Raw genomic sequence first — 23,032 nt, 5'->3', positions numbered from 1 at the left:
GCTTCAGCGGACTGCACCCGGCTCGTGGATCGGGCAGCGGTTGAACCTCTCGCGGAACTCGGCCGAATGCCGATAGGGGGCGTTGCGGGCGCGGTTGATGTTACCGAGAGGCTGGTGTGCTGCAAGGCCGGTCCAGACGCTGAACCGCATCTCCTCGTCCACTGCCTGGACCCGTGCAGGATCCCAACTGTCCTGCGGCTGAACCCGGACAATCCCGACTCGCTGGAACGGTGCCTCGTCCTCTTTCCACTCCACCGTCGGGTCCTCGACCGGCTGGCGCTCGAGGTCGCGACAGAGCTGCACGCGAAATTCCCACTCGCCGGCGATGTCGATCATCTCAGACTGTACGGTCTCGCGGATGGCGTTCGGGCGACCGGAGGCATCGATCTCGGTGCCGGTCAGGGCGGTCAGAGTTGGCGCTACGGGGGCCAGCGAGAACTTGGCGATGTAATCGCCGTACCGGAACGGGGTCAGGCTGTAGTAGGTCTCGCCGAGCGGATCGACATTGGGCGCACCGCCCAGAGAGCCGATGGTGGGGCTGTCGATGCCCACCGCGTGCAGGGCCTTGTTGACGCCGCGCAGGACCATGGAGGCGGCGACCTTCAGCCCCTCGGCGCGGTCCGTGGTGCCGGCCAGCAGCTTGAGGCTGCCCAGAAACTTCTCGGCGTTCGGTGCCTGGAACACTTTGCCGTTGACCATGATGAAGTTCTGGGTCGTCCCCTCCGCATCCGGCAGGCGCTCGCCCTCGACGTTCAGCACCTTGAGGGCGAGGCCACGGGGCAGGGAGACCGCATCGGGAAGGATATCGCCGGCGTTGGTCGACAACCGCATGTAGACCTTATGCTGGCCGGGAGTGGCGAACAGGCCTTGGGCCAGCTCGGGGGGCAGGCCCGCATCGACCGTCAGAGCCCCTTCGAGGATGCCATGCGACTTCGCATGGACCGAGCGCACGGCATGGCCCGAATGCTCCGCGACCCTGGTCAGGATCTTATCGAAGGTCTGGTTGAGCTGCTCGATGGTTTGCCCTTCGTCCGGCAGCACCGCCTCGACGTCGGGAGTGTATCGCACCGGTGATCGCAAGGTCTGTCTCCGGCTAGCGGCCAGGACAGAACACCCGCTCACCCGACGACGTTCCAGGTTGTGCGGCATTCAATCGCCCATGAACTAAGGTGGGGAACGGCAGGGGGCCGGCGCGGCTTGTCGGCGGTGCTATCTTTCTCTCCGCTACGGCGCGGCCGCGATCCGGCGGCCTGCGGACCCCGCGTCCCGATCCCAGCCTTCATGAAATCACCCCGCAGGCGGACGACACGTCGAGGATACGCCGATGACATTCCTTCGCTACGCACCCGACATCGAGACGCCCGCCCCGGACGAGCAGAAGTCCATCGACGGCATCATCCAGGGGATGACCCAGCAGTCGCAGGTGGTGGAGAAGCGTGAGCACCGCGCGGTACGCGCGAGCCACGCCAAGAGCTCGGCCTGTGTCGTCGGGGAGCTGGTCATTCCGGAGAACCTGCCCCCGGAACTCGCGCAAGGCCTGTTCGCTAGGCCGGGTACGCACAGGGTGGCGGTGCGCTTCGCACAGGGGCCCGGGGAGATCCTGGGCGACCGGGTGTCGACCCACCGCGGCATGTCGATCAAGGTCTTCGGAGTGCTGGGTGAGAAGCTCCCCGGGCACGACGTCGACACTCAGGACTTCGTGCTCGCTACCGGCACGACCTTCCCGTCTGGCACGGCAGCGGGCTTCCTGCGGGACGGCACGGTCATCGGGAAATCGACGGGCCTGCCGGAGGGCGTGAAGAGCGCCGTCGCGGCCACGGCCCGCAACCTCAACCGAGTGCTGCACGCCTTCGGCACCGAGAGCGCCATGGCCGATTTCCTTGGCCATCCCTACAGCCACCCGCTCGCCGATAGCTACTTCAGTCAGGCCCCGATGCGGTTCGGCGACTACGTCGCCAAGCTCGGGGCGGTCCCGGCTTCGTCTGCCCAACGGGACCTCGCCGAATGGCGCCTTGATCCGCACGGTGACGAGGACGGTTTCCGCCACGCGGCGGCGGCCTTCTTCCGCGACAACGCGGTGGTCTACGATCTAAAGGCGCAGCTCTGGGCCGATGCCGAGCGCCAGCCCATCGAGGATGCCTCGGTCGACTGGCCGGTCTCGATCAGCCCGTACCGTACGGTGGCGATGATCCGCCTGCCCCGGCAGGACGCCTATTCCCCCGAGCGGGTTCGCTACTTCGACGAGGTGATGACCTTTCGCCCCGCGCACAGCCTCGCGGCGCACCAGCCGCTCGGTTCGGTGATGCGGGCGCGGCTTCAGGTCTATCGGGCACTGAGCGATTTCCGCCACCGGGAGAACGGCGTGACCGCCGAGAATACCGCCTCGCGCGAGAGCATCCCGGCTTGAGCCAACCCCTTCCCGTTCGCGCACAGAGGAGCCAACCATGACCCTTCAGGGCAAGACCATCGCCATCCTGATCGCCCCCCGTGGGACGGAGGAGCAGGAGTTCACCAAGCCCCGCGACGCTCTGCTCGCGGCCGGCGCGACGGTCACGGTGGTCGGGCTTGAGGCAGGCGAGGCCGAGACGGTCAACAACGACCTCGACCCCGCCGGTAAATACCCGGTCGACAAAACCATCGACGCTGTGTCCGCGTCGTCCTTCGACGGGCTCGTCATCCCCGGCGGCAGCGTTGGGGCCGACAAGCTCCGGGGTAGCGAGGCCGTGGTCGGCTTCGTCCGGGAATTCTTCCAGCAGGCCAAGCCGGTTGGCGTCATCTGCCACGGACCCTGGACGCTGGTTGAGGCCGACGTCCTGAAGGGGCGCAAGCTGACGTCGTTCCCGACCGTGAAGACCGACATCCGCAACGCGGGCGGGGAATGGGTCGACGCGGAGGTAGTGGTCGACAAGGGCCTCGTCACCAGCCGCAACCCGAAGGATCTGCCGGCCTTCTGCGCCAAGATCGTCGAGGAGTTCGCCGAGGGGCGCCATCCGGACCAGGCCCGCAGCGCCTGAGGCCGCCCTTCATCATGGCGTCGGGCGGGTTGCCCGGCGTCCAAATTCAGGAATCGCGATGTCACGTTTCTCGAACAAGGTCGTCCTGGTCACGGGTGCCGCATCCGGCATCGGCGAGGCCGCCGCACGCCGCTTCGGCGAGGAGGGGGCGAGCCTCGTCCTGGCCGACATGAACGGTGAAGGCCTTGACCGGGTCGCCGCCGAGATCGCGGCGGACAGGACGCTCGCCCGGGTCGCCGACCTTTCGAACGCCGACCGCTGCCGGGAGGTCGTCGCGGCCGCAATCGAGCGCTTCGGCCGCCTCGACGTCCTCGTCAACAACGCCGGAAAGGACCACCTCGGTCGGGTCGACGAAGGCGACATCGCCGACTTCTCGACGATCATCGAGACTGACCTGTACGGCGTCTTCTACATGACGCGGTTCGCCCTGCCGCACCTGCGTGAGAGCCGCGGGTGCATCGTCAACGTCTCGTCCGTGTCCGGGCTCGGCGGCGACTGGAACCACAGCTTCTACTGCGCAGCCAAGGGTGCGGTGACGAATTTCACCCGCGCGGTGGCCATGGACGAGGCGGCCCAGGGCGTCCGGGTGAACGCGGTCAACCCGACGCTGGTCTACACGCCGTTCACCGCCGGCATGCAGGACCAACCCGAGCTCGTGGCCAAGTTCAACGAGCGCATCCCGATGGGTCGCGGCGCCCAGCCTAACGATATCAGCGGGGTCATCGCCTTTCTTGCCAGCGAGGATGCGCGCTTCGTCACCGGCGTGAATCTGCCGGTGGATGGCGGCGTCTCGGCCTCGAACGGTCAGCCAAAGCTAAGCTAGGCGCGTCTTTGGACCTCGGTCCGCTAAGCCAAACCGCTAGTACAGGGGCACGGGCCGCACATACCTCGCCCATACGTCTCATGCCCAATCGAACCTCATGTGATAAGGGCTTGGCACCTGACACCGCTTGTCGCCGATGTCCCTCCATACCCCCCAGAAAACCTCGCCCTTCTCAGACGCGCAATTCTCCCCGCCACACAGGTTGGCAGTGAGCGCAGGCAAGCGGATCGGCAGCGACCTCGTCCATGGTTGAACCAGCAAAGTCGCCTGTGGCCGTCGCGGGCCTCGCCGCCGAGGATCCCCGCTTGGCGGCCCTCCACGGCTACCGGATCGTCGATACGCCGCGCGAACCGGCATTCGACGAGATCGCCGCGCTTGCCTCAGCGGTCTGCGGCACGCCCATCGCGGTCGTCAACCTGATCGACGAGGGCCGCCAGTTCTTCAAGGCCGAGGTCGGCCTCGGCGTGCGGGAGACTCCGCTCGACAGCTCCTTTTGTGCCGCCGCCATACTGGAAGACGAGTTCCTCCTCGTCCCCGACGCTACCCGCGACCCGCGCTTCGATTGCAACCCGCTGGTCACCGGCGACCCCCATCTGAAGTTCTACGCGGGGGCCTTGCTGAAGACCGCCGACGGCCATGCCATCGGGACCGTCTGCGTGCTCGACTATGAGCCGCGCGATCTCACCACCGTCCAGCAGCAGACCCTGCGCGTCCTCGCGCATCAGGTGATGACGCAGCTCGAACTGCGGCGCGCCCTCAGGGAGAGGCGTGAGGAGGCCGCGTTCATGCGCAGCGTGCTTGCCTCGTCCGCCGACTGCATCAAGGTCCTCGACCTGGATACGCGCCTCACGTTCATGAGCGAGGGTGGCAAGCGCGTGATGGAGGTCGGCGACTTCAACGCCATCCGCGGCTGCCCCTGGCCGGACTTCTGGCAGGGCCAGGGCAACGCGGACGCCAAGGCTGCCGTCGTGGCGGCCAAGGCAGGAGGCGTCGGCCGCTTCCAGGGCGGGGCTAGCACCATGGCCGGTAACCCGCGCTGGTGGGATGTCCAGGTCACGCCGATCCTCGACGCGCAAGGCGTCCCCGAGAAGCTGCTCTCGGTCTCACGGGACATCACGGTCCAGAAGGATGCCGAGCGCGCCGCCACGGCGAGCGAGGACCGCTGGCGGAGTCTGTTCACCAGCATGCACGAGGGGTTCTTCTCCGCCGAGATCCTGCGGGACGACGAGGGTCACGCGGTCGATGTGCGCTTCCTGGAGGTCAATCCCGCCTTCGAGATCCAGTCGAGCCTACCGGCGAACCAAACCGTGGGCAGAACCATCCGCGAAGTGATCCCGACCATCCCGCAATGGCTGATCGACATCTACGCGGGCGTGGTCGACACCGGCGAGCCCGCGACGTTCGAGGTCGCCGTGCCCGCCCTGAACCGCACCTTCGAGGCACACGGCCATAAGGAGGCGGATCAGCGCCTCGCCGTGATGTTCATCGACATCACCGAGCGCAAGCAAGCCGAGGAACGCCGCAACGCCCTGATCGAACTCGGCGACCGGCTGCGCCACGTCACCGCCAAGGCGGATGTCGCTCCGGTCGCGGCGGACATCCTGGCGCGGACGCTAGGGCTCAGCCATGTGGGGTACGGCGATGTCGACCATGTGCGCGACACCGTCACCATCGCCGACGACCACGTCGCGGAGGGCGTCGATCGCCTGAACGGCGTGTACCCTTTCCGGAGCTACGGGTCTTACGTCGACGACCTCAAGGCGGGCCGGGCCGTGTTCATCGCCGACGCGACGGACGATCCGCGCACGGCCGGCGGCAGCGACGCCCTGGCCGCCGTCGGCGTCCGGTCCATCGCCAATATCCCGCTGATGGAGCACGGGCAGTTCGTCACCCTTTTCTTCGCCTTGAAGGCCGAACCGCACGCTTGGACGGCTGAGGAGCAGGCTTTCCTGCGCAACGTCGCCGACCGCACCCGGGCCGCCATCGGTCGCCTGGAGGCGGAGGAGCAGCAGAGAGTGCTCAACCAGGAACTGAGCCACCGCATGAAGAACATGCTGGCCATGGTCCTCTCCATCGCGACCCAGACCCTGAAGACGGTGCCCGACCGAGAACCAGTCGAGGCGTTCGAGCAGCGCATCCACGCGCTCTCGGCGGCGCACGACGTCCTGCTGCAGCAGGAATGGGCGGCGGCCCCCCTGGACACGGTCGCCAGCGCGGTTCTGCGCACCTTCGCCCAAACCACACGGCTCAAGGTTTCTGGGCCGCAGGTCTCGCTCGGGCCGCGCGCGACCCTATCTGTCTCCCTTCTCCTGCACGAACTCGCGACCAACGCGACGAAGTACGGGGCTCTCTCCAACGACGAGGGTCGCGTCGGGGTGATCTGGCGTATCGACGGCGATAGCGATGAAGGTGACCTAGTGCTCGACTGGGAGGAGAGCGGTGGGCCGCCCGTGAAGGAACCCGCCAGACGCGGCTTCGGCTCGCGCCTGATCCGCCTCGGATTGGTCGGGACGGGCGACGTCGACCTGCGCTACCCGCCCACCGGTTTCCGGGCCGAAATGCGCGCGCCGCTCGCGCAGATTTATCAGCCGTAGAGTGCCAAGTGGGACAATCGATGCCAGCGGCCCCCGCCGTGATCCTCGTGGTCGAGGACGAACCCCTGCAGCTCATGATGGCGGTCGACCTCGTCGAGACGGCTGGCTTCGACGTCGTCGAGGCGCGTAGCGCCGACGAGGCGGTCCGCATCCTGGAAAACCGTCTCGACATCCGGGTGGTCTTCACGGACATCGACATGCCCGGCGGGGTCGACGGGATGAGGCTCGCGGCCATGATCCGAGACCGCTGGCCGCCCATCGAACTGATCATCATTTCGGGCAAGCATCGTCCCACGCCCGAGGAACTCCCTGTACGCGGCGTGTTCTTCTCCAAGCCGTACAAGCGGGATCAGGTGACCCGCGCACTGCGGCAGTTCGCAGCCTGATTGGCCTGAACCGGCGGACGTTCCAGATCGCAGGGAGAGGAGTGCCGGGCACGCGATGGTGATTGTCGCTTCCCTGTTCTGATCCTCCGGAATCGGACCGCTCCTTTCCACCCGGAGTCGCCCTCCCGCTTGCGACCTCATCCAATCGCCCAATCCGCCATCGATTCTTCTCCAAGGCGGACTGCGTGCCCGGTTCAACCCTTCGGTAGGACGGGTTGATACCTTACGCTCCGCTGGCCATAACGGTCGTAACGGGACATGGCCGCGGTCATGCAACGCGATGACGCCGCGCGCTCAAGGATCGATGGCCCGATCGAACTCAGCCCCGTCGACCGCAGCAGGTGGCATCCCGCTCGACAATCCGACGCTCGGGCTGTTCGAGGCCACGCCGAACCCGTACCTGCTGCTCGCCCCGGACAGCCCGGCTTACACGATTGTCGGGGTCAACGAGGCCTACCTGCAGGCTACCATGACCGAGCGGCAGGCGATCATGGGCCGGTCGATCTTCGAGGTGTTCCCCGACGATCCGGGGGCGCCGGAAGCCTTCAGCGTGCGGGATCTGCGCGCGTCGTTTGATCGGGTGCTGGCCTCGGTCCAGGTGGACCGGATGCCAGTCCACCAACATAACATCCGCCGCCCGGACGGGACGTTCGAGGAGCGGCACTGGCGGCCCTTGCAAGTGCCGGTGCTCGGCCCCGGTGGAGAGATCGTCAGCCTGATCCATTACGCCGAGGACGTGACCCAGAGCGTCCTGGACGCGCGCGTCGCGCGGACGGCGCTCGTCGCCAGCGAGGCACGTTTCCGCACGATCACCGAGACGATCGAGGCGGCCTTCGCCATCGTCGAGGTGAAGTTCGATGCCGACGACCGCCCCATCAACTACCGATTTCTGGAGGCCAACCCCGCCTTCGAGCGCCAGGCCGGCATCGACCTGCGCGGCAAGTGGGTGACCGAATTCGCGCCGAACCTGGAGCGGTTCTGGTTCGAGACCTACGGGCGCGTCGCCCTGACCGGCGAGCCGACGACTTTCGAGAGCTATGCCGAGGCGTTCAAGCGCTGGTTCGACGTGCGGGCCGTGCGCGTCGGCAAGCCCGAGGACCGCCAGATCGCGATCTTCTTCAGCGACGTCACGGCGCGGCGCGAGCTGCAGGCCCGCAACCTGGCCACGCTGCAACTGAGCGACCGTCTCCGCGACGTGACCGAACCGCGTGAGATCGCGGCCATCGCGGCCGAGGTTCTGGGAGAGATCCTGCAGGCCAGCCTCGTCGGCTACGGCCAGGTCGATGCCGCGACCGCGACCATCACGGTCGAACAGGATTGGTCGGTCGCGGGGGTCAAGAGCCTGCCGTCGTTGATCCGGTCCCGCGACTACGGCAGCCACTTCGACGACCTGCTGCGGGGCAAAACGGTCGCCATCGCCGACGTGTCGCTCGATCCCCGGACCTCGGCGTTTACGGACGAGCTCAACGCCATCGGGGCACGCGCGTTCGTCAACGTACCGGTGTTCGAGCAGGGACGTCTAGTCGCCCTGCTTTACGTCGGCCAGAGCGAGCCGCGCACCTGGACGGATGACGAGCTGATCTTCATCCGCGATGTGACCGAACGTGTCCGGGTGGCCTCGGAGCGCGCGCAATGGGAGAAGGATCTACGGGCCAGCGAGGCGCTGGCGCGTACCAACATCGAGCGCGTGCAGCTGGCGCTCGCGGCCGGCGCGATAATCGGTACCTGGCACTGGGACCTGCCCACCGACCGCTTCACGGTCGACGACGCGTTCGCCCGCTCCTTCGGCCTCGATCCGGCGCTGGGGCGCGAGGGTATCCCGCTCGCCCAGATCGTGGCGACAGTGCATCCCGACGACCAGGCGGGGCTGGCGGCGGCGATCCAGGAGGCCGTCGCCCGCGGCGGCGCCTACGCGCACCAGTACCGGGTGCGGCGGACCGACGGGCACTACTACTGGATCGAGGCGAACGGCCGCGTCGACCATGCATCGGACGGCACGCCCTTGAGCTTCCCCGGCGTGCTGCTCGACGTCGGCGAACGGCGGGCGGCGGACGTGCGCCGCGACGCGCTGCTCGCGCTGGGCGAACGCCTGCGCGAGGCGGACGACGTGCCCGCGCTGGTCCAGGCCGCCGCCGAGGTCATGGCCGGCGCGCTCGGCGCGGTTCGGGCGGGCTACGGCTTCATCGACGCGGCCGGGGAGACCGTGGACATCACGACTGACTGGTGCGCGCCGGGCGTCGATACGATCACCGGGCTGCACACGTTCCGTACCTACGGCAGCTTCAGCGACGGGCTGAAGCGCGGCGAGATCGTTGCGGTAGACGACGTCGAGGAGGATCCGCGCAGCCGCGTCACGGCCGGGGCCCTGCTCGCCATCGGGGTACGCGCGATGGTCAACGTGCCGATCATGGAACGCGGGCAGCTCGTGGGGGTCGGCTTCGTCCACCACTCACACACCCACGCCTTCACCGACGACGAGATGGCCTTCGTGCTGACGGTCGCCGACCGGACGCAGACCGCGGTGGCGCGGGTGCAGGCCGAGGCCGACCAGCGGGTGCTGAACGAGGAGATCTCGCACCGGCTCAAGAACTCCTTCGCGATGGTCCTCTCCATCGCCGGGCAGACGCTGCGCACCGTGCCCGAGCGCGCGCCCGTCGAGGCGTTCGAGCAGCGCATCCACGCGCTCTCGCAAGCTCACGACGTCCTCCTGCGCAGGAGCTGGGCGGCGGCGCCGGCCGAGGAGGTGGTGAAGGCCGTTCTCGCGAGCGCCGGGCATGGCGACCGCATCGACGTGTCGGGCCCTGAGGTCGACCTCGGGCCGCGCGCCACCTTGTCGTTGTCGCTCCTCCTGCACGAGCTTGCGACGAACGCGGCGAAGTACGGGGCGCTGTCCGTACCCGCCGGCAGGGTCGCGATAGACTGGCGGCTCGACGGAGACGGCGCGGACCGGGAGGTCACCCTCGACTGGACCGAGCGCGGCGGCCCGCCAGCCACGCAGCCCGCGAGCGGCGGCCGCAAGGGCTTCGGATCGCGTCTCATCAGCATGGGACTTGCCGGAACGGGCGGTGTCGACCTCCGTTACTCGGCGCTGGGGTTCGAGGCGACGATGCGGGCCCCGCTCGCGCAGCTGCAGCATTCCTGAGGAGTTGGGCGTGGGTCAGGCGATGCCGCCGACGAAACATGTCGTCCTCGTGGTCGAGGACGAGCCAATGCAGCGCATGATGGCCGTCGATCTTGTCGAGGACGCCGGGTACGAAGCCGTCCAGGCGATGGGTTCGAACGACGCGGTGTGCATCCTGGAGAGCCGGCCCGACATCCGCATCGTGTTCACGGACATCGACATGCCCGGGGGCCTCGACGGGATGAAGCTCGCGGCGCTGATCCGGGACCGCTGGCCACCCATCGAGCTCATCATCATCTCGGGCAAGCGCCGGCCATCGCCCGCAGACCTGCCGAAGCGAGGCGTATTCTTCTCCAAGCCGTACAAGCGTGAGGAGATCACGGCCGCCTTACGCCGTTTCGCCGCCTGAGGGATCGGGGAGGCCGATGTTCCGGACCTCCCCGAATGTCATCGACGGTCGTCGTAACGATGACCGCTTCCTCGAAGCCTCGGCAGCCGCCGATTCGCGCTGTCGCCCGCTCCGACGCTTGTCCCGCTAACCCGTCGCTCGCTTCAGCATGTATGGCAACGCCTCGACCGGGTAACTCGACCGCAGCCAGGATGACGTGGGCCTCCCTGGCGCGGACGCCCCGGCGGCGTCCTCCCTCATCCCTCGATGGCGCCGATCTGCTTGAGGATGCCGAGCTCGTCGGAAGAGCCCCACCGCTCGACCATCTTGCCGTCCACGAAGCGGCCGATCTGCATGCCGCGGACCTTGATGGCCTTCCCGGTCGGCTTGTGGCCGTTGAAGTCGCCCTGGTGCGTGCCGGTGAGCGTGTAGGCGAATGCGACGCTATCCCCGTCGGCGACGAGCTTCTTCACCTCGACCTGCATGTCGGGAAAGGCGGAGCGAAGCTGCGTGAAGAAAGCCTGGTATCCCTCGGGACCCATGTGCTGGCCCGGCGCCGGGTCGTGGTCGTGGCAGTCCGGGGCGACGACCTCGGGGAAGGCATCGAATTGACCGGCGTTGACGAGTTCGCCGAACTTTTCGGTCGCCTGGATGCTGGTCTCGCGGGACATGATGTTCCTTAGGGCTCGGGGCTGGTGAAGGCGCGCCCGGCGCCTCGACGCACGGGAAACGCCCGCTACGGTCGGACGTTGCCGACGCCACGCACGACGGGGTCGGGATGACAGACAGGCATGACGTCGGACCGTGGCGCGGTGCTTGTTCGGCCGCTGGCTAGGACGTCGTCCACGAGGGCGGCCGTAGCCGACGTGCCATGTCGCCCGTCCCTAGGTGACGTTCACCCGCACCCGATGCCAGCAGGTGCATAGGTAGCCCTTGTGGTTCCACGTCTCGTCCGGCATTGCCGGCTGCGTCTGCCCCGCCTCGTCCCAGGCGCGCACGGCGAGTTCATGCCCGCCCGGAGGCAGATCGAGGTCGGTGCTCCAGAACGTCCAGGCGAACGGGGCGTCGGCCTCGTGTTCGAGTTCGGCCTGCACCCAGGACCGGCCGCCGTTCCCGGAGACGTCGACGCGTACGACGGCCCGGTCCCCGCTCACCGCGTAGCCGCGGACCCTGTTGCTCCCCGACTTGAGGGCGGCCCCGGACCCGGGCTCGCAGATCGCCGCGTTCAGCGGCATCGTATCGATGGTGTGCCCCTTGGCCGGATCGGCGGTCTCGGCGGTCACGTCGGCCGGATACAGCTTGTAATCGCCGGCCTGGATCGGGTTGTCCGAGGGGTGGTCCTGGACGCTCAGGCGCCGAAGCCATTTGGGGCTGCGCACGCCGGCGAAGCCCGGCACCACCGCGCGGACCGGAAAGCCGTGCTCCGGCAGCAGGGCCTCGCCGTTCATGGCGTAGGCGAGCAGGGTCTCGGGTGCCATCGCCTTCGCAAGCGGGATCGAGGCCCCGTAGGGATGGCCTTCAACCGTGTCGTGGCTCTCGAAGGCGACATGGAATCCCAGGCGCTCGGCGACCCCCGCCTCGCGCAGGACATCGCCGAGCCGAACCCCGGTCCATTTCGCGGTGCCGATGGCGCCGGCGTCCCACGGGTCGCCCGATACCGGGGCGACCGCCCGCATGTCGGCGCGGCGATTGCCGGCGCACTGCATCGTGGCCATGACCGCGGTTTCGGGGAAGCGGGCACGCAGGTCCGATAGCGACAACTCAAGCATGGTGCCGGTTCCGCCATCGATGGTGAGGCGCCAGGTTGCCTCGTCGAGGTCCGGCAGGTCGCCGTGCGAGCGGACGTAGAAATCCTTCGCCGGCGTCCGGTAGGTGGCCCGCAATCGGTCGAGAGGAGGTTCGGCGTTGTAGGGCCGGTCGCCGTGGACGATTAGGCGTGCCTTGCGCTCGGTCAGGCTCGACATCGGGGCTCCCGTCCGGGTGGAGTTACGGGAGTGAACGCGTCGGCGGCGGTAAGGGTCATTCAGCGGCCAAGAGACCAGGGCGGCGGCAAGGGGCATAGCCGCTTTCGGAGGACCAACCGGCCTTGGTGCTCGTTCGCCCGGACGGTCCATCGCGTCCCGTGGGTCCACCGATCAGCTCGAGCGCCTCACGGCGTACGCATCTTCGGCGACCCGATCCAGCCGTAGGTCACCGTCCACCAAGCTGCCGAGAAGCGGACCTTTGAGGATCCGCGAAGGATGGGAAGCGAGAGTGGGGTTGGCGCCTGCTTCAGGCCCCTGCCTCCCCGATATCCGGGGGCGACGCCACCTGCGGTACCCCTCCGTCCGACCGGGTACGGAGGGGCGGACCTTCCTCAGTTGCGGGCGTTGCCGTCCCGCATCTGGCCCGTCGGCTCCTGGACATGGGCTTCCAGGAACCACAGCTGCTTGTCGACGGCCCGCGAGACCTCGGTGAACAGGTCGGCGGTGTCGGGGTCGCCCGCCTCGTCCGTCTCGTCGATGTTCTCGCGTACGGCGTTGGCGTAGGCGGCGTAACTGTCGATCAGCGCGGCGACGTGGTCGGCGATGGCGTAGATGCCGGTCGGGTAGGCGGGCAGCTTGGACGACCCCGCCACGACCTGCGCCGTCCCCAGGGCCGTGCCGCCGAGCTGCACCGCCCGCTCGGCCACCTTGTCGTTGAGGTCGCTGATCTCGGCGCGGAAACCATCCAGCATCAGGTGGATGCCGATGAACTGCGGGCCCTTGAGGTTCCAGTGGGCCTGCTTGATCGCCAGGGCGAGGTCGATGCCGTCGGCCAGCCGCGCGTTGAGGGCCTCGATGGACACCCTCTTGGCGTTTGAATTGGTGTCGTTGCGGGTCTGGTGGGTGCGCGGGGTGCTGCTCGTAGCCATGCTGGTGCTCCACTGTGTCGAGGCGGCAATTGAGGAGCGTAGGGGAGGTTCCCTTTGTCGGAGGGCGAGACGCGCGGTTCTGAGACCCCGGCCGTCCAGGCTCACGCCGGTCGGTCATGCCGCCGCCGGGGGCGGGCGAAGGTGGCGGCCCAGACGAGGCAGGCAAATGTCGAGCTTGTATCACCGGTGGCTGATGACGGGCGAGCAAGGAACTCCCATCGCAAAGCGGACTTCTCAACCGCCGCTCTCGTCGTGACCCGAGGCGGTCCCCTCGAACGATGGCGGAGCGGTACGGATGGATCTCGGCATCAGCGGACGGGTGGCCGTCGTGACAGGGGCCAAGTCGGGCATGGGTCGCTCGACCGCCGAGCATCTCTTGCGCGAGGGCGTCCACGTCGTCCTGACCGATAAGGAAGGCCCCGAGTTGCAGGCCACCGCCGCGGAGCTGTCGGCGCTGGGCCAGGTCCGTGCCGTGGAGGCGGACCTGAGCACGGCCAAGGGCATCGAGGTGCTCGCCGCCTTCGCCAACATGGCTTTCGACGACAAGCCCACCATCCTCGTCTGCGCCGCGGGCATCACCGGTGCGTCCGGCGACTTTCTCGAACTCACGGACGAGGACTGGATCGAGGCGATCCAGACCGACCTCATGGCCGGCGTGCGCGCGACCCGTGCCTTCATACCACACATGCGCAAGGCGGGTTGGGGCCGGGTCGTGCTGTTCTCCTCGGAGGACGCCGTGCAGCCCTACATTGAGGAGCTTCCATATGCGGCCGCGAAGGCCGGCGTCCTGAACCTCGCGAAAGGTCTTTCGAAGGCCTACGGCCCGGACGGCGTGCTTGTGAACGCGGTCGGCCCGGCTTTCATCGCCACGCCGATGACCGACGCGCAGATGGAGAAGAAATCGAAGGAGAAGGGTATCTCTTTCGACGAGGCGATCAAGCTGACGCTCGACGAGGAGCGTCCCGGCATCGTCGCCAAGCGCCGTGGCAAGGCGGAGGAAGTCGCGGCGGCCGTGACGTTCCTCTGCTCCGAACGTGCCAGCTTCATCACCGGCGAGTTCCTGCGGGTCGACGGTGGTTCCGTGATGGCCATGGGAACCTGAGACGCCGGCCATTCCGGCGTCCCAGCTTGGGCTGGCTTACGCGTCCTGCGTCGCGCGAGCACGCGAGGGCAGCACCCAGTTCGGCCTGATGAAGTGGCAGGTGTACCCATTGGGGATGCGCTCAAGGTAATCCTGGTGCTCCGGCTCGGCCTCCCAGAACGGCCCGGCCGGGGCGACTTCCGTCACAACCCTGCCCGGCCAGAGACCGGAGGCATCGACATCGGTGATGGCCTCTTCCGCCACCCGGCGCTGGTCGTCGTCGACGTAGAAGATGGCTGAGCGGTAGCTCAGGCCCCGGTCGTTGCCCTGTCGGTTCGGCGTGGTCGGGTCGTGGATCTGAAAGAAGAACTCCAGCATCTTGCGGAAGCTCGTCCGAGTCGGGTCGTAGACGATCTCGATGGCCTCCGCATGGGTTCCGTGGTTGCGGTAGGTCGCGTTGGGTACGTCGCCGCCGGTGTAGCCGACGCGGGTCGAAACCACGCCGTCCTGGCGCCGGATCAGGTCCTGCATGCCCCAGAAGCACCCACCGGCCAGCACGGCCCTTTCGGTTCTCATCGCAACTCCTCGATAGTCGTTTTGCTCGAACCCTGGATATGGGGACGCGAAGGGCGCCTCGCCCAGTGGCCCAGCGCCACGCCTGCGCAAGCGAGGCGATGCCGGAAGCACATCTCTCCTTTGGCGGCGCCTGGCTGATCTCGCTGCTCCGGATCAACCCAGTCTCAAGGCCACCCATTCACTGGGCGGCCTCATTACCTCAGGTTGTTGCGATGCGGAACTTTGGGGTCCGAATGCGGATCTTTGCGGCGGCTATCATCCGGCATCGGCTAGCACGGTGGGCAGCAGCAAGGCGATGATGTTGGTGATAGTGATCGCCGGGTTCACGAAGAAGTCCGCGTCGCCGTAACGGCGTAGCTGTGTCTGTCGGAGGAACACGACTTTGGCCAAGCGGAAGCTTGAAGACAGCGGGAAGCGTCCGCTTACCTGCAGCCTGAGCTCCGAAGCGAACCAGCGGCTTTCGGCCACTCCCAGCCTCGTTGGCTGGCGTCACCGAACGGCTGGGTTGGGTGGATTTGAGAAGTTCTGCTTATGTGGGGCATCGGCATCAGAGCGGACAACGACGGGCGGTCGCCGCGTCAATGAACAGCATGGTAGAGGCTGCGAAAAAGGCCGGGCCGAGGATCTGGGCGTTACGGTCATGAACTATCGCTCCCCTGAAGCTCGGCCGTGCTAGTCAGGATCGCCTCCTGCAGCGCAGTGGCCGCGCGGTCGTGACGGCCCGGACCGAGCACGACAAACTCGACGTCGCCGAGTGCGGGCAGGCCCGCCGTCTCCGGGATCGCGGCCAGTCCTGGCGGCAGGACCTTGGCGGAGTGTGGCGCGATGCCCAGGCCCGCCTCGACGGCGGCGCACAACCCCATCAAGCTGCCGCTGGTGCAGGCAATCCGCCAGGATCGGCCCGCCGCGTCGAGCGCGTCGAGCGCCAATGTGCGGGTCATCGACGGCGGCGGATACAGCACCAGAGGCACGGGCTTGTTCAGATCTAGAACGAAGCCGGGCCGTCCTGTCCAGATCAGGGGTTCGGCCCAGGCCAGTGCGCCCCGCGGGTCGCCGCGCCGACGCTTGCAGAAGATCACATCCAACTCGCCCGCATCGTAGCCCTGATAGAGGGACCGGCTCAGCCCGACCGTGATCTGCAGATCCACGGCGTCGTGCCGGTCGGCGAAGCGTGCGAGGACACGGGCCAGCGCCGACAGGGTATAGTCTTCCGAGACGCCAAGCCGGATGCGGCCGCGCAGGCCACCGGGCGAGAAGAAGGCGCACAGCCGGTCCTGCGCTTGCACCACGTCGCGCGCGAAGCCGATCAGGGCTTGACCATCAAGCGTCAGGGCGACTCGATGCGTGTCCCGCGCCAGAACAGGGCGACCGAGAGCCTGCTCCAGCCGCGCGATGTGCCCGCTCACCGTGGATTGCCGCAGCCCGAGCGCCTGCGCTGCGGTCGTAAAGCTGTTGCTCTCCACAACCGCCAGAAACGATCGGAGCAGCGCGATGTCCAGGTTGCCCATCATAGTCCATGATAACCGATATCGCTAACGCCCCGACACGGGGCGGCTTAGGGTTCGGTTCAAACCCGCTTTACCGCTCCGCCGAGCCGCGTCCGATGTCCGTACCCGTGATCATGACCACACTCTTCGTCGGCGGTCTCGTGGCGATTCCGACGTTCGGAAGATGGACGACGCAGATAACGGAGGCGCTGGCCTTCCTCCTCGCGGTCGTTACCCTTCTGACTGCGGTCCTATATTTCTGCCATCGCTGGCCGGAATACTATGCCAATCCTCGGATACCGCTTGTCATGACCGAACCCCCTCTCGCCGATTAATTTTGAGGTCAGGTCGCGTGCGGTCTCAGAACACGAGTAGCAGCACCTTCACCGGAGCTGCCCTTGCCTTCGTCGCCGGCTTTGTCGATGCGGCGGCCTTCATCGCGCTGACTGGGCTCTTCACCGCCCACGTCACCGGTAATTTCGTACTCATCGGTGCCGAGTTGGTGGCGACCTCAGCCGGTGTGCTGGCTAAACTCCTGGCGTTGCCCGTCTTCATAGCAGCGGTGGCGAGCGCGCGGGTTCTGACCTTGATGCTGAAGCGTCAGGGGGGCGATTCTTTGCCCTGGCTCCTAACCATCGAACTAGGCCTGCTCGCAGCGTTCGGCCTGTGTGGCGCCCTTTGGTCGCCGCTGGGTGCAGCAGATGGAACTCCGGCCATTTCCGTAGGCATGTTTGCGGTCGCCGCAATGGGCGTGCAGAACGGCATAGGTCGCCTCTGTCTCGGTCATCTCGCCCCTACGACGGTGATGACGGTAAGCGTCAGCCAAGCCGTCATCGACGCGACGGATCTTACCCTCGGTACCGCTGAGAATTTTGATCTAACCCGCACGCGATTTTTAAGCGTCTTGCCGGCGGTCGCAGCCTTCGCCGCAGGTGCGTTGTGCGGGGCCTTCGGGATCGCACATCTCGCCTTCGGCTGTGTCGTACTACCACTCGCAGTTCTAAGCTCTCTGATTGTCTTGACTATGAAGCCGGCCGAAATGAACGCGAAAACGTAATATATCTTGAGGATGTCTATAATCCCATCCTGTACCAGATCGGAAGCGACGACCATCATTTGAGAGCGAGCGCGGTCCTGATGTCTGCTTTGCGTCGCGCTGTCGGAAGGAACTTACGACCGGAACGGGTCGCCAGCGGAACGTCCGCATATGCCCGCTCTCCGAAGCATCGATTCGGGTTTCCTCTCGCCTCGTCGGCATGGGCCGGCGAGGAGAAAGATGATGGGACACTCTGCACACGATCCTGCCACGAAAGGGCGGCCGGCCTGGAACGCTGGCCGCAAGCTCGGCGCCAAGCGCGCCCTCAAACCTCAGCAGGTTTGGGCCATCCGATTCTGGTTAGACCGCGAACGGCGCACACGCGACCGGGCGATGTTCGACCTCGCCATCGACAGCAAGCTGCGCGGTTGCGACATCGTCAAACTCAAGATTGGCGACCTCGTCAGCGGTGGTCGCGTCCGTAGCCGGGCTATCGTCATCCAGCGCAAGACCGGCCGGCCGGTGCAGTTCGAGTTGCTCGAACCTGCCCGCACCAGCATCCTGGCATGGCTCGAGGCCAGAGGCGGAACGCTCGACGATTATGCCTCCCCGAGCCGGCTTGAGGGCGTCACGCACATCAGCACCCGGCAGTATGCGCGCTTGGTCGATGAGTGGGTCACCGGCATCGGGTTGCGCAGCGAGGACTACGGCACGCACTCCCTCCGCCGCACGAAGGCGTCGTTGATCTACAAGCGGACCGGCAACCTGCGGGCGGTTCAGATCCTGCTCGGCCATACCAAGATCGAGAGCACGGTCAGGTATCTCGGTGTCGACGTCGAGGATGCTCTGACCCTGGCCGAAGGAACTGAGATTTGAGTGCTCGGCCCCTCGGCTTCTGAGTCGAGGGGCTTCGAAGCCAGCCTGGCTGCAAAGCGCCCATCCCGGTCATCCGGCGGTTTCCAGGGAAATTCGCAAAGCAGATGGGGTGGATGGCTCCCGCTCCGACTGACGGCATCTCGATGCCAAGATTTGGTTGCTGTCAAAGCAGCAGCCACGCTCATGCAGGAGCCATCCCCATGGAGATCACCACCGTCGGCATCGATCTGGCCAAAAGCATCTTTCAGGTTCACGCCGTCGATGCAGTTGGGCACGTCGTCGTGCGCAAGGCCTTGAGGCGGGCGCAGGTCGTGCCGTTCTTCGCCAAGCTGCCGCGCTGCCTGGTCGGCATGGAGGCGTGCGGCACGGCGCACCACTGGGCCCGGGAGCTCATGAGCCTCGGCCACGACGTGCGGCTGATGCCGCCAGCTTACGTGAAGCCGTACGTCAAGCGCGGCAAAACCGATGCGAACGATGCCGCAGCCATCTGCGAGGCGGTGACGCGCCCGAGCATGCGGTTCGTGCCGGTGAAGTCGACCGACCAGCAAGCGGCGCTGGCGCTGCACCGGACGCGCGACCTGCTGGTCAAGCATCGCACGCAGTTGGTGAACATGATCCGCGGCCTGCTCGCCGAAATCGGGATCGAGATGGCGCGGGGCGCCGAGATCCCGACGCCGGATCGCACGTGAGTCATATAGACGGAGACCGGCACCTACATCTGCGGCCAGAAGGGCTGCGCCCGAGCATCGTGACGTTGGCCGCCACCATCAAGGTTGGGAGGGGCGGCGCCGACTCGGTTTCGGTCCCGGCCGGCCCGCGCTCAGATCGGCTATTCGGATCTGGCCCACGATCATGGCGGCTGCCTTGGTCGCGTAAGGGTAGGTCGATTGCTCGGAGAAGAGGCCGTCAGAGGACGACACGATCCAGCGGAAGCATCCTTGATGTGATGAGCAGGGCACCGCCGCGAGCCTATAGGTGCGGGACAAGGTGTGGGCCTTCTTGATCAGGCAAAGCGACGTGATGGAAGGGCTCGATAGGAGCCCTCCCGTCTTTCCGGTGGGCCGTTACATGCGGTTCATCATGCGCTTCTTCATCATGTGCCGGCGCATCATCTTCTTCCGCATCATGCGCTTCTTCATCATCATGCGCTCGCTGTGCGTCATGCGAACTTGCGTGATGCCTGTCGGCGCGGCCTGAAGGCCATTTGGGCTGATCGGAGCAGCTAAGGCGGGCCCGGCGAGGGCGGCAGCGCCGATCAGGACGGATGCGGCAAGGGCGAGCTTCATCTTGGCCATGTAGTTTCTCCTGTAGCGAACGGATCGTATGTCCGAATCATTCGTAGAAGCACACGAGATATGTTCGTGTTCCCACCTGTATTATTTTTATCTATTTTGCAAATACTACAAGGCGCGACTGTAGGCCGCGAAACATTCGCTCCACGCTGCGCCCTCGTATGGGCGTCAGTGGGCTTTACGGATCAAGGCAGGGCAAAGTTTCAGAGATCGACACAGCGGTGCGAGTCGCAGGTTGGCGACCGTCGCGAAGGGTCAGCTTCCGGGTTCATCGCGCGGGTGAAACTTCCTGAGATGCGGCCTCGTAGAGGGCGGCGAGGCCTCAGTTCACAGGGCCGATAGGAAGGAAACCTCGCATGCTCAAGGCAATCACACGCGGCAACGCCGCTCGGGCCATCGCCCTCTCGCTCGCCCTTACGGCTGCCGGGGCGGCAGAGGCCAAGAACCCGATGGTCGGCGGTGCGCCGATGTACGCCCAGAAGACCATCGTCGAGAACGCGGTCAATTCGAAGGATCACACCACGCTGGTCGCCGCTGTGAAGGCCGCCGGCCTCGTCGACACGCTGAACGGTCCGGGCCCGTTCACGGTGTTCGCGCCGACCAACGCCGCCTTCGCCAAGCTGCCACCGGGCATGGTGGAGAACCTCGTGCAGCCGCAGAACAAGGCGACGCTGACGAAGATCCTGACCTACCACGTGGTCCCGGGCGTCTACACCGCCAAGGACCTGATGGCGCTGGCCAGGAAGCCGGAAGGGCAGAACCAGATCACCACCGTTGCGGGCGAGCCGCTCGCCGTCTCAGCGCAGGGCAAGAAGGTTTACCTAACCGACGTGAAGGGTGGAACCGTCGCGGTCACGATCCCGAACGTGATGCAGTCGAACGGTGTCATCCACGTCGTCAACGGCGTGCTGATGCCCTGATAGCAATAGGGCTCTGGCCGGGTTCAGGCGTCTCTACTCGGGGATGAGTTTGCCCGTGTAGATCACCGGCCCGGTCGGCTGCCCGGTTGGAGACCCGCCGACTGGCTCGACCGAAACCGCGATTGCCCCATCTGGTGAGGCCCCGGCCGGGAGTGTCACTCGGATTGAAGTCGTACCTACGAGGCCGAGCGGCTTCGCGCCTTGAGCGCCAACGAACCACAGTTCCAGGTTTCGATCCGCGGGCGTTTCGGCGCCGACCGGTCTGACCTGCGCCGTGCCGGTACGCGTATCAACGCGCACGATCAGCGCCGGGAGCGCCCCGCCGCCCTGTACGACCGCCAGGTAGCGGCCACCCTCCAGCTCCGGCCTCGGCCCCACCACTACGAACAGCGCGAGGCCGGCCGCCAACAGCCCCGCTCCGGCGGCTGCGAACCGCCACAGCCGAACCTGTCGGCGCAGACCGTCAAGCTGATCCGGCGGCCCTGGGAGCGCATCGGACAGAGACTGTAGCAGTGCCGCGCGGACCCGCGGCGGCGGCGGCACGGACGGGATGGCATCGAGCAGCGGCGATAGCCGCCGTTCCCAGACTTCCACCCGCTTCGCCATGCTGGGATCAGCGGCGATCTCGCGCTCCACGTCTGCCCGCTCCTGCGCGGCGAGGGTGCCGAGCACATACTCGGCAGCGCGCAGATCAGGATCTGAGACGGGCTCGCCGCTGCCGCCGCTCACGACACCGTCTCCAGGCAGGACTTCAGGGCCGAGAGCGCCCGGTGCAGCCAGGTCTTGATGGTGTTGACCGGGCGGTCAAAGCGCTGGGCCAACTCCTCTCGCGAGTAGCCCTCGCAGTAGGCCAGCACCACGCAGTCCCGGTGCATCGGCTCCAGCCGACGCAGACAGGTGCTCAGCGCATCCCGATCCAAGAACGCCGTCGCATCGTCGTGCGGGTCCATCAGCCGCGCCACCCAATCCTCGCCATCGTCGTTCGCGAGCACCTGTGCCTCGCCTGAGGACTTTCGGCGTAGACCGTCGATCGCTCGGTTGCGCGCGATGGTACACAGCCACTGAAACGGGCGCCCGGCCGCGGGATCATAGCTTCCAGCCGCCTGCCAGATGCGCAGATACGCGTCCTGCAAAACGTCTTCGGCCAAGCCTCGGTCCTTCTCGATACGCAGGATGACGCCGAAGAGTTTCGGGCTGGTCAGGTCGTAGAGTTGGGCGAGGGCTGCGGCATCTCCGCGGCCGACCTCGGCGAGCAGTCGCCGCAGTGAATCGTCGTCGGCCAATCCCAGCACTCAGCTTCTATGCGCGGCTGCTCCGGATGTCTCGTACCTTCCCGGATCCAATTTTAAAACCGCCCCCGTCACATCCGCGTTGGGCAGCTTCCGAAACTATTTAACCGACGTCCCCGTTCTGCCATGGCGTTGCCAATCCCGGTGGCGCAACTGCCAGAGCTGTTTGTGGCACGTATCCTCACCCTGATCCTCGCGACTTGCCTGTCGGCTGGCGCCTTCCTTCCAGCGGATGCCGCGACCAAGAAAGTAAAGGTTCCGGACCAATTTGATGGATCCTGGACCATCGTGGCGACCACGGCTGAGGGACCTTGCTCAGCGAGCACGAGTTATAACGTGCAGATCAGGGACAGCGACGCCTCGATCCCCGGAGAAGAAGTCGACATTGATGGCGGTGTGTCGGCCGGCGGTACCGTACAGGCGACAATCGTTCAGGGCTCGAACAAAGTGCCGATCTCCGGCAGCCTCGATCCCAAGGGCAGCGGCAGCGGCACATGGCGCACCTCAGGCGGGCTAGTTGAGTGCAGCGGCAGCTGGAGTGCGAAGCGGGCAGGCTGAAGCGCCCCGTCGCCCGATCCGATCACGGGCTGACGGGGCTCGGTGCCGTTCCTCACGGCCGGGGCTAGTACGCGATGCGGCCCGAAACGCAGGATAGAGGGAGCAGTTAGCGGGGCGTGCCTACAGGTCAGCCGCAGCCGTTCTACCTCGGGATCACCGGCTCAAAAAGTCCACGGCGGCGAACGGGGTGGGCTGAGTGCGGCAGTGAGGTTACTTGCCGCCGCCGCTGCCAGTCGAACCGAGGCGGGAAGGTTGTGCTTCGTTGCCCACCGCTGCCGAGTCTGACGCAATGCCGTCGGCAGCGCGACCCGTCGGTGAGTAGGTCGCGGCACCTTCGTCTCCGGTCGATCCGGGCTGGCGCGTGACGACGCACGGCACACCAGGCGGGACAACGACCGTGGTGATCGTGGGCGTCTCGATGACAGCCTGCGCGAAGACGGGCTAGATAGAAAACAGAGAGGCGACGTTAGTAAAAGAAAGCTTATACATATTGAGCCCCAGACGAAACATGTGCGACAGGAAATTCCTGAAGCTTGTGCCGATCTCTATTGCCTGCAATTGATCCAGACATGCATTATGCCATGTGTACTTATCCGCGTTTACACATCGTATTTACATTTAGAAACAGATGTCCGGCACTGTCTTTATCTTCAGGCTGAGGTTTGCGGCAACGGGTCTTCGTGCGGGCTGAGATAGCT

22 protein-coding genes and 1 pseudogene are annotated in these 23,032 nt (G+C 66.3%); 13 read left to right on the top strand and 10 right to left on the bottom strand.

Going from position 1 to position 23,032, the window contains the following annotated elements:
- Window positions 1-3 precede the first annotated feature (3 nt).
- The gene (locus tag MMSR116_RS00640) at window positions 4-1,068 is read right to left on the bottom strand and encodes a catalase family protein (protein ID WP_010685759.1); all 1,065 of its coding nucleotides are present in this window, start codon (window positions 1,066-1,068) and stop codon (window positions 4-6) included.
- A 256-nt stretch (window positions 1,069-1,324) separates the two neighbouring features.
- Between MMSR116_RS00640 and MMSR116_RS00635 the strand changes: the two genes are divergently transcribed.
- From MMSR116_RS00635 to MMSR116_RS00595, 7 genes are all read left to right on the top strand, one after another.
- A complete protein-coding gene (locus MMSR116_RS00635) occupies window positions 1,325-2,407 on the top strand; it encodes a catalase family protein (RefSeq protein WP_010685758.1) in 1,083 nt (360 codons plus the stop codon).
- 37 nt (window positions 2,408-2,444) lie between these two features.
- The gene (locus MMSR116_RS00630) at window positions 2,445-3,014 is read left to right on the top strand and encodes a type 1 glutamine amidotransferase domain-containing protein (RefSeq protein WP_010685757.1); all 570 of its coding nucleotides are present in this window, start codon (window positions 2,445-2,447) and stop codon (window positions 3,012-3,014) included.
- A 58-nt stretch (window positions 3,015-3,072) separates the two neighbouring features.
- Window positions 3,073-3,837: an SDR family NAD(P)-dependent oxidoreductase gene (locus MMSR116_RS00625; RefSeq protein ID WP_010685756.1), complete on the top strand. Its 765-nt coding sequence runs from the start codon at window positions 3,073-3,075 to the stop codon at window positions 3,835-3,837.
- A 245-nt stretch (window positions 3,838-4,082) separates the two neighbouring features.
- The gene (locus tag MMSR116_RS00620) at window positions 4,083-6,431 is read left to right on the top strand and encodes an HWE histidine kinase domain-containing protein (protein WP_244625583.1); all 2,349 of its coding nucleotides are present in this window, start codon (window positions 4,083-4,085) and stop codon (window positions 6,429-6,431) included.
- A 20-nt stretch (window positions 6,432-6,451) separates the two neighbouring features.
- Window positions 6,452-6,817 (top strand): response regulator, encoded by a 366-nt coding sequence (locus MMSR116_RS00615; RefSeq protein ID WP_010685754.1) that lies wholly within the window; start codon window positions 6,452-6,454, stop codon window positions 6,815-6,817.
- A 304-nt stretch (window positions 6,818-7,121) separates the two neighbouring features.
- Complete coding sequence (locus MMSR116_RS31635) at window positions 7,122-9,959, top strand: GAF domain-containing protein (protein WP_051072266.1); 2,838 nt, start codon at window positions 7,122-7,124, stop codon at window positions 9,957-9,959.
- A gap of 22 nt (window positions 9,960-9,981) precedes the next feature.
- Window positions 9,982-10,347 (top strand): response regulator, encoded by a 366-nt coding sequence (locus MMSR116_RS00595; protein WP_039894174.1) that lies wholly within the window; start codon window positions 9,982-9,984, stop codon window positions 10,345-10,347.
- A gap of 236 nt (window positions 10,348-10,583) precedes the next feature.
- Here the strand turns inward: MMSR116_RS00595 and MMSR116_RS00590 are convergent, their stop codons facing one another.
- From MMSR116_RS00590 to dps, 3 genes are all read right to left on the bottom strand, one after another.
- Complete coding sequence (locus MMSR116_RS00590) at window positions 10,584-10,997, bottom strand: ester cyclase (RefSeq protein WP_010685751.1); 414 nt, start codon at window positions 10,995-10,997, stop codon at window positions 10,584-10,586.
- 213 nt (window positions 10,998-11,210) lie between these two features.
- The gene (locus MMSR116_RS00585; protein ID WP_010685750.1) at window positions 11,211-12,290 is read right to left on the bottom strand and encodes a molybdopterin-dependent oxidoreductase; all 1,080 of its coding nucleotides are present in this window, start codon (window positions 12,288-12,290) and stop codon (window positions 11,211-11,213) included.
- 392 nt (window positions 12,291-12,682) lie between these two features.
- Window positions 12,683-13,219, bottom strand: coding sequence for a DNA starvation/stationary phase protection protein Dps (gene dps, locus MMSR116_RS00580; protein WP_010685749.1), 537 nt, complete (start codon window positions 13,217-13,219; stop codon window positions 12,683-12,685).
- Window positions 13,220-13,514: 295 nt separating this feature from the next.
- On the opposite strand from dps, the gene MMSR116_RS00575 reads away from it, so the two are divergent.
- Window positions 13,515-14,321 (top strand): SDR family NAD(P)-dependent oxidoreductase, encoded by an 807-nt coding sequence (locus tag MMSR116_RS00575; protein WP_010685748.1) that lies wholly within the window; start codon window positions 13,515-13,517, stop codon window positions 14,319-14,321.
- 36 nt (window positions 14,322-14,357) lie between these two features.
- Here MMSR116_RS00575 and msrA read toward each other — a convergent pair whose 3' ends face one another.
- From msrA to MMSR116_RS00560, 3 genes are all read right to left on the bottom strand, one after another.
- Entirely contained in the window at window positions 14,358-14,876 is a 519-nt protein-coding gene (msrA, locus tag MMSR116_RS00570) for a peptide-methionine (S)-S-oxide reductase MsrA (protein ID WP_010685747.1), read from the bottom strand.
- A gap of 255 nt (window positions 14,877-15,131) precedes the next feature.
- Window positions 15,132-15,344, bottom strand: a complete 213-nt coding sequence (locus tag MMSR116_RS00565) for a hypothetical protein (RefSeq protein WP_010685746.1) — start codon at window positions 15,342-15,344, stop codon at window positions 15,132-15,134.
- Window positions 15,345-15,514: 170 nt separating this feature from the next.
- Window positions 15,515-16,387 (bottom strand): LysR substrate-binding domain-containing protein, encoded by an 873-nt coding sequence (locus MMSR116_RS00560; protein WP_010685745.1) that lies wholly within the window; start codon window positions 16,385-16,387, stop codon window positions 15,515-15,517.
- A 328-nt stretch (window positions 16,388-16,715) separates the two neighbouring features.
- Between MMSR116_RS00560 and MMSR116_RS00555 the strand changes: the two genes are divergently transcribed.
- The 3 genes and pseudogenes from MMSR116_RS00555 to MMSR116_RS00545 all read left to right on the top strand — a co-directional run.
- On the top strand, window positions 16,716-17,420 hold the full coding sequence (locus MMSR116_RS00555; RefSeq protein ID WP_010685743.1) for a YoaK family protein: 705 nt from the start codon (window positions 16,716-16,718) through the stop codon (window positions 17,418-17,420).
- A 222-nt stretch (window positions 17,421-17,642) separates the two neighbouring features.
- A complete protein-coding gene (locus tag MMSR116_RS00550) occupies window positions 17,643-18,275 on the top strand; it encodes a tyrosine-type recombinase/integrase (RefSeq protein WP_010685742.1) in 633 nt (210 codons plus the stop codon).
- Between the two features lie 200 nt (window positions 18,276-18,475).
- Window positions 18,476-18,934, top strand: a pseudogene (locus tag MMSR116_RS00545) (IS110 family transposase); the annotation flags it as partial.
- A gap of 405 nt (window positions 18,935-19,339) precedes the next feature.
- Here the strand turns inward: MMSR116_RS00545 and MMSR116_RS00540 are convergent.
- On the bottom strand, window positions 19,340-19,570 hold the full coding sequence (locus MMSR116_RS00540; RefSeq protein WP_010685740.1) for a hypothetical protein: 231 nt from the start codon (window positions 19,568-19,570) through the stop codon (window positions 19,340-19,342).
- Between the two features lie 353 nt (window positions 19,571-19,923).
- Between MMSR116_RS00540 and MMSR116_RS00535 the strand changes: the two genes are divergently transcribed.
- Complete coding sequence (locus MMSR116_RS00535) at window positions 19,924-20,487, top strand: fasciclin domain-containing protein (RefSeq protein WP_010685739.1); 564 nt, start codon at window positions 19,924-19,926, stop codon at window positions 20,485-20,487.
- A gap of 33 nt (window positions 20,488-20,520) precedes the next feature.
- On the opposite strand, the gene MMSR116_RS00530 is transcribed toward MMSR116_RS00535, so the two are convergent.
- Window positions 20,521-21,216: an anti-sigma factor gene (locus MMSR116_RS00530; RefSeq protein WP_010685738.1), complete on the bottom strand. Its 696-nt coding sequence runs from the start codon at window positions 21,214-21,216 to the stop codon at window positions 20,521-20,523.
- Window positions 21,213-21,770 (bottom strand): sigma-70 family RNA polymerase sigma factor, encoded by a 558-nt coding sequence (locus tag MMSR116_RS00525; RefSeq protein ID WP_010685737.1) that lies wholly within the window; start codon window positions 21,768-21,770, stop codon window positions 21,213-21,215. Before MMSR116_RS00525 ends, MMSR116_RS00530 begins: the two co-directional genes overlap by 4 nt.
- A 132-nt stretch (window positions 21,771-21,902) precedes the next feature.
- Here MMSR116_RS00525 and MMSR116_RS00520 point away from each other — a divergent pair, with 132 nt between their 5' ends.
- Window positions 21,903-22,334 carry a hypothetical protein gene (locus MMSR116_RS00520; protein WP_010685736.1) on the top strand — a complete coding sequence of 144 codons (432 nt, stop codon included), beginning with the start codon at window positions 21,903-21,905 and terminating at the stop codon, window positions 22,332-22,334.
- Window positions 22,335-23,032 lie beyond the last annotated feature (698 nt).

Origin of the sequence: Methylobacterium mesophilicum SR1.6/6 (genome assembly GCF_000364445.2) — a bacterium.
In the GTDB taxonomy this organism is placed as follows: domain Bacteria; phylum Pseudomonadota; class Alphaproteobacteria; order Rhizobiales; family Beijerinckiaceae; genus Methylobacterium; species Methylobacterium mesophilicum_A.
The sequence above is the reverse complement of the archived record's forward strand: the minus strand, read 5'-3'. Positions and strand labels throughout refer to the sequence as shown.

Bases quoted from the DNA above. Each gene is read 5' to 3' on its own strand.
- MMSR116_RS00625 (WP_010685756.1), top strand. From the start codon at position 3,073: ATGTCACGTTTCTCGAACAAGGTCGTCCTGGTCACGGGTGCCGCATCC.
- MMSR116_RS00635 (WP_010685758.1), top strand. From the start codon at position 1,325: ATGACATTCCTTCGCTACGCACCCGACATCGAGACGCCCGCCCCGGAC.
- MMSR116_RS00550 (WP_010685742.1), top strand. From the start codon at position 17,643: ATGGGACACTCTGCACACGATCCTGCCACGAAAGGGCGGCCGGCCTGG.
- MMSR116_RS00575 (WP_010685748.1), top strand. From the start codon at position 13,515: ATGGATCTCGGCATCAGCGGACGGGTGGCCGTCGTGACAGGGGCCAAG.
- MMSR116_RS00585 (WP_010685750.1), bottom strand. From the start codon at position 12,290: ATGTCGAGCCTGACCGAGCGCAAGGCACGCCTAATCGTCCACGGCGAC.
- MMSR116_RS00540 (WP_010685740.1), bottom strand. From the start codon at position 19,570: ATGGCCAAGATGAAGCTCGCCCTTGCCGCATCCGTCCTGATCGGCGCT.
- MMSR116_RS00615 (WP_010685754.1), top strand. From the start codon at position 6,452: ATGCCAGCGGCCCCCGCCGTGATCCTCGTGGTCGAGGACGAACCCCTG.
- MMSR116_RS00520 (WP_010685736.1), top strand. From the start codon at position 21,903: ATGGCGTTGCCAATCCCGGTGGCGCAACTGCCAGAGCTGTTTGTGGCA.
- MMSR116_RS00630 (WP_010685757.1), top strand. From the start codon at position 2,445: ATGACCCTTCAGGGCAAGACCATCGCCATCCTGATCGCCCCCCGTGGG.
- msrA (WP_010685747.1), bottom strand. From the start codon at position 14,876: ATGAGAACCGAAAGGGCCGTGCTGGCCGGTGGGTGCTTCTGGGGCATG.
- dps (WP_010685749.1), bottom strand. From the start codon at position 13,219: ATGGCTACGAGCAGCACCCCGCGCACCCACCAGACCCGCAACGACACC.
- MMSR116_RS31635 (WP_051072266.1), top strand. From the start codon at position 7,122: ATGGCCCGATCGAACTCAGCCCCGTCGACCGCAGCAGGTGGCATCCCG.
- MMSR116_RS00560 (WP_010685745.1), bottom strand. From the start codon at position 16,387: ATGATGGGCAACCTGGACATCGCGCTGCTCCGATCGTTTCTGGCGGTT.
- MMSR116_RS00590 (WP_010685751.1), bottom strand. From the start codon at position 10,997: ATGTCCCGCGAGACCAGCATCCAGGCGACCGAAAAGTTCGGCGAACTC.
- MMSR116_RS00620 (WP_244625583.1), top strand. From the start codon at position 4,083: ATGGTTGAACCAGCAAAGTCGCCTGTGGCCGTCGCGGGCCTCGCCGCC.
- MMSR116_RS00535 (WP_010685739.1), top strand. From the start codon at position 19,924: ATGCTCAAGGCAATCACACGCGGCAACGCCGCTCGGGCCATCGCCCTC.
- MMSR116_RS00595 (WP_039894174.1), top strand. From the start codon at position 9,982: ATGCCGCCGACGAAACATGTCGTCCTCGTGGTCGAGGACGAGCCAATG.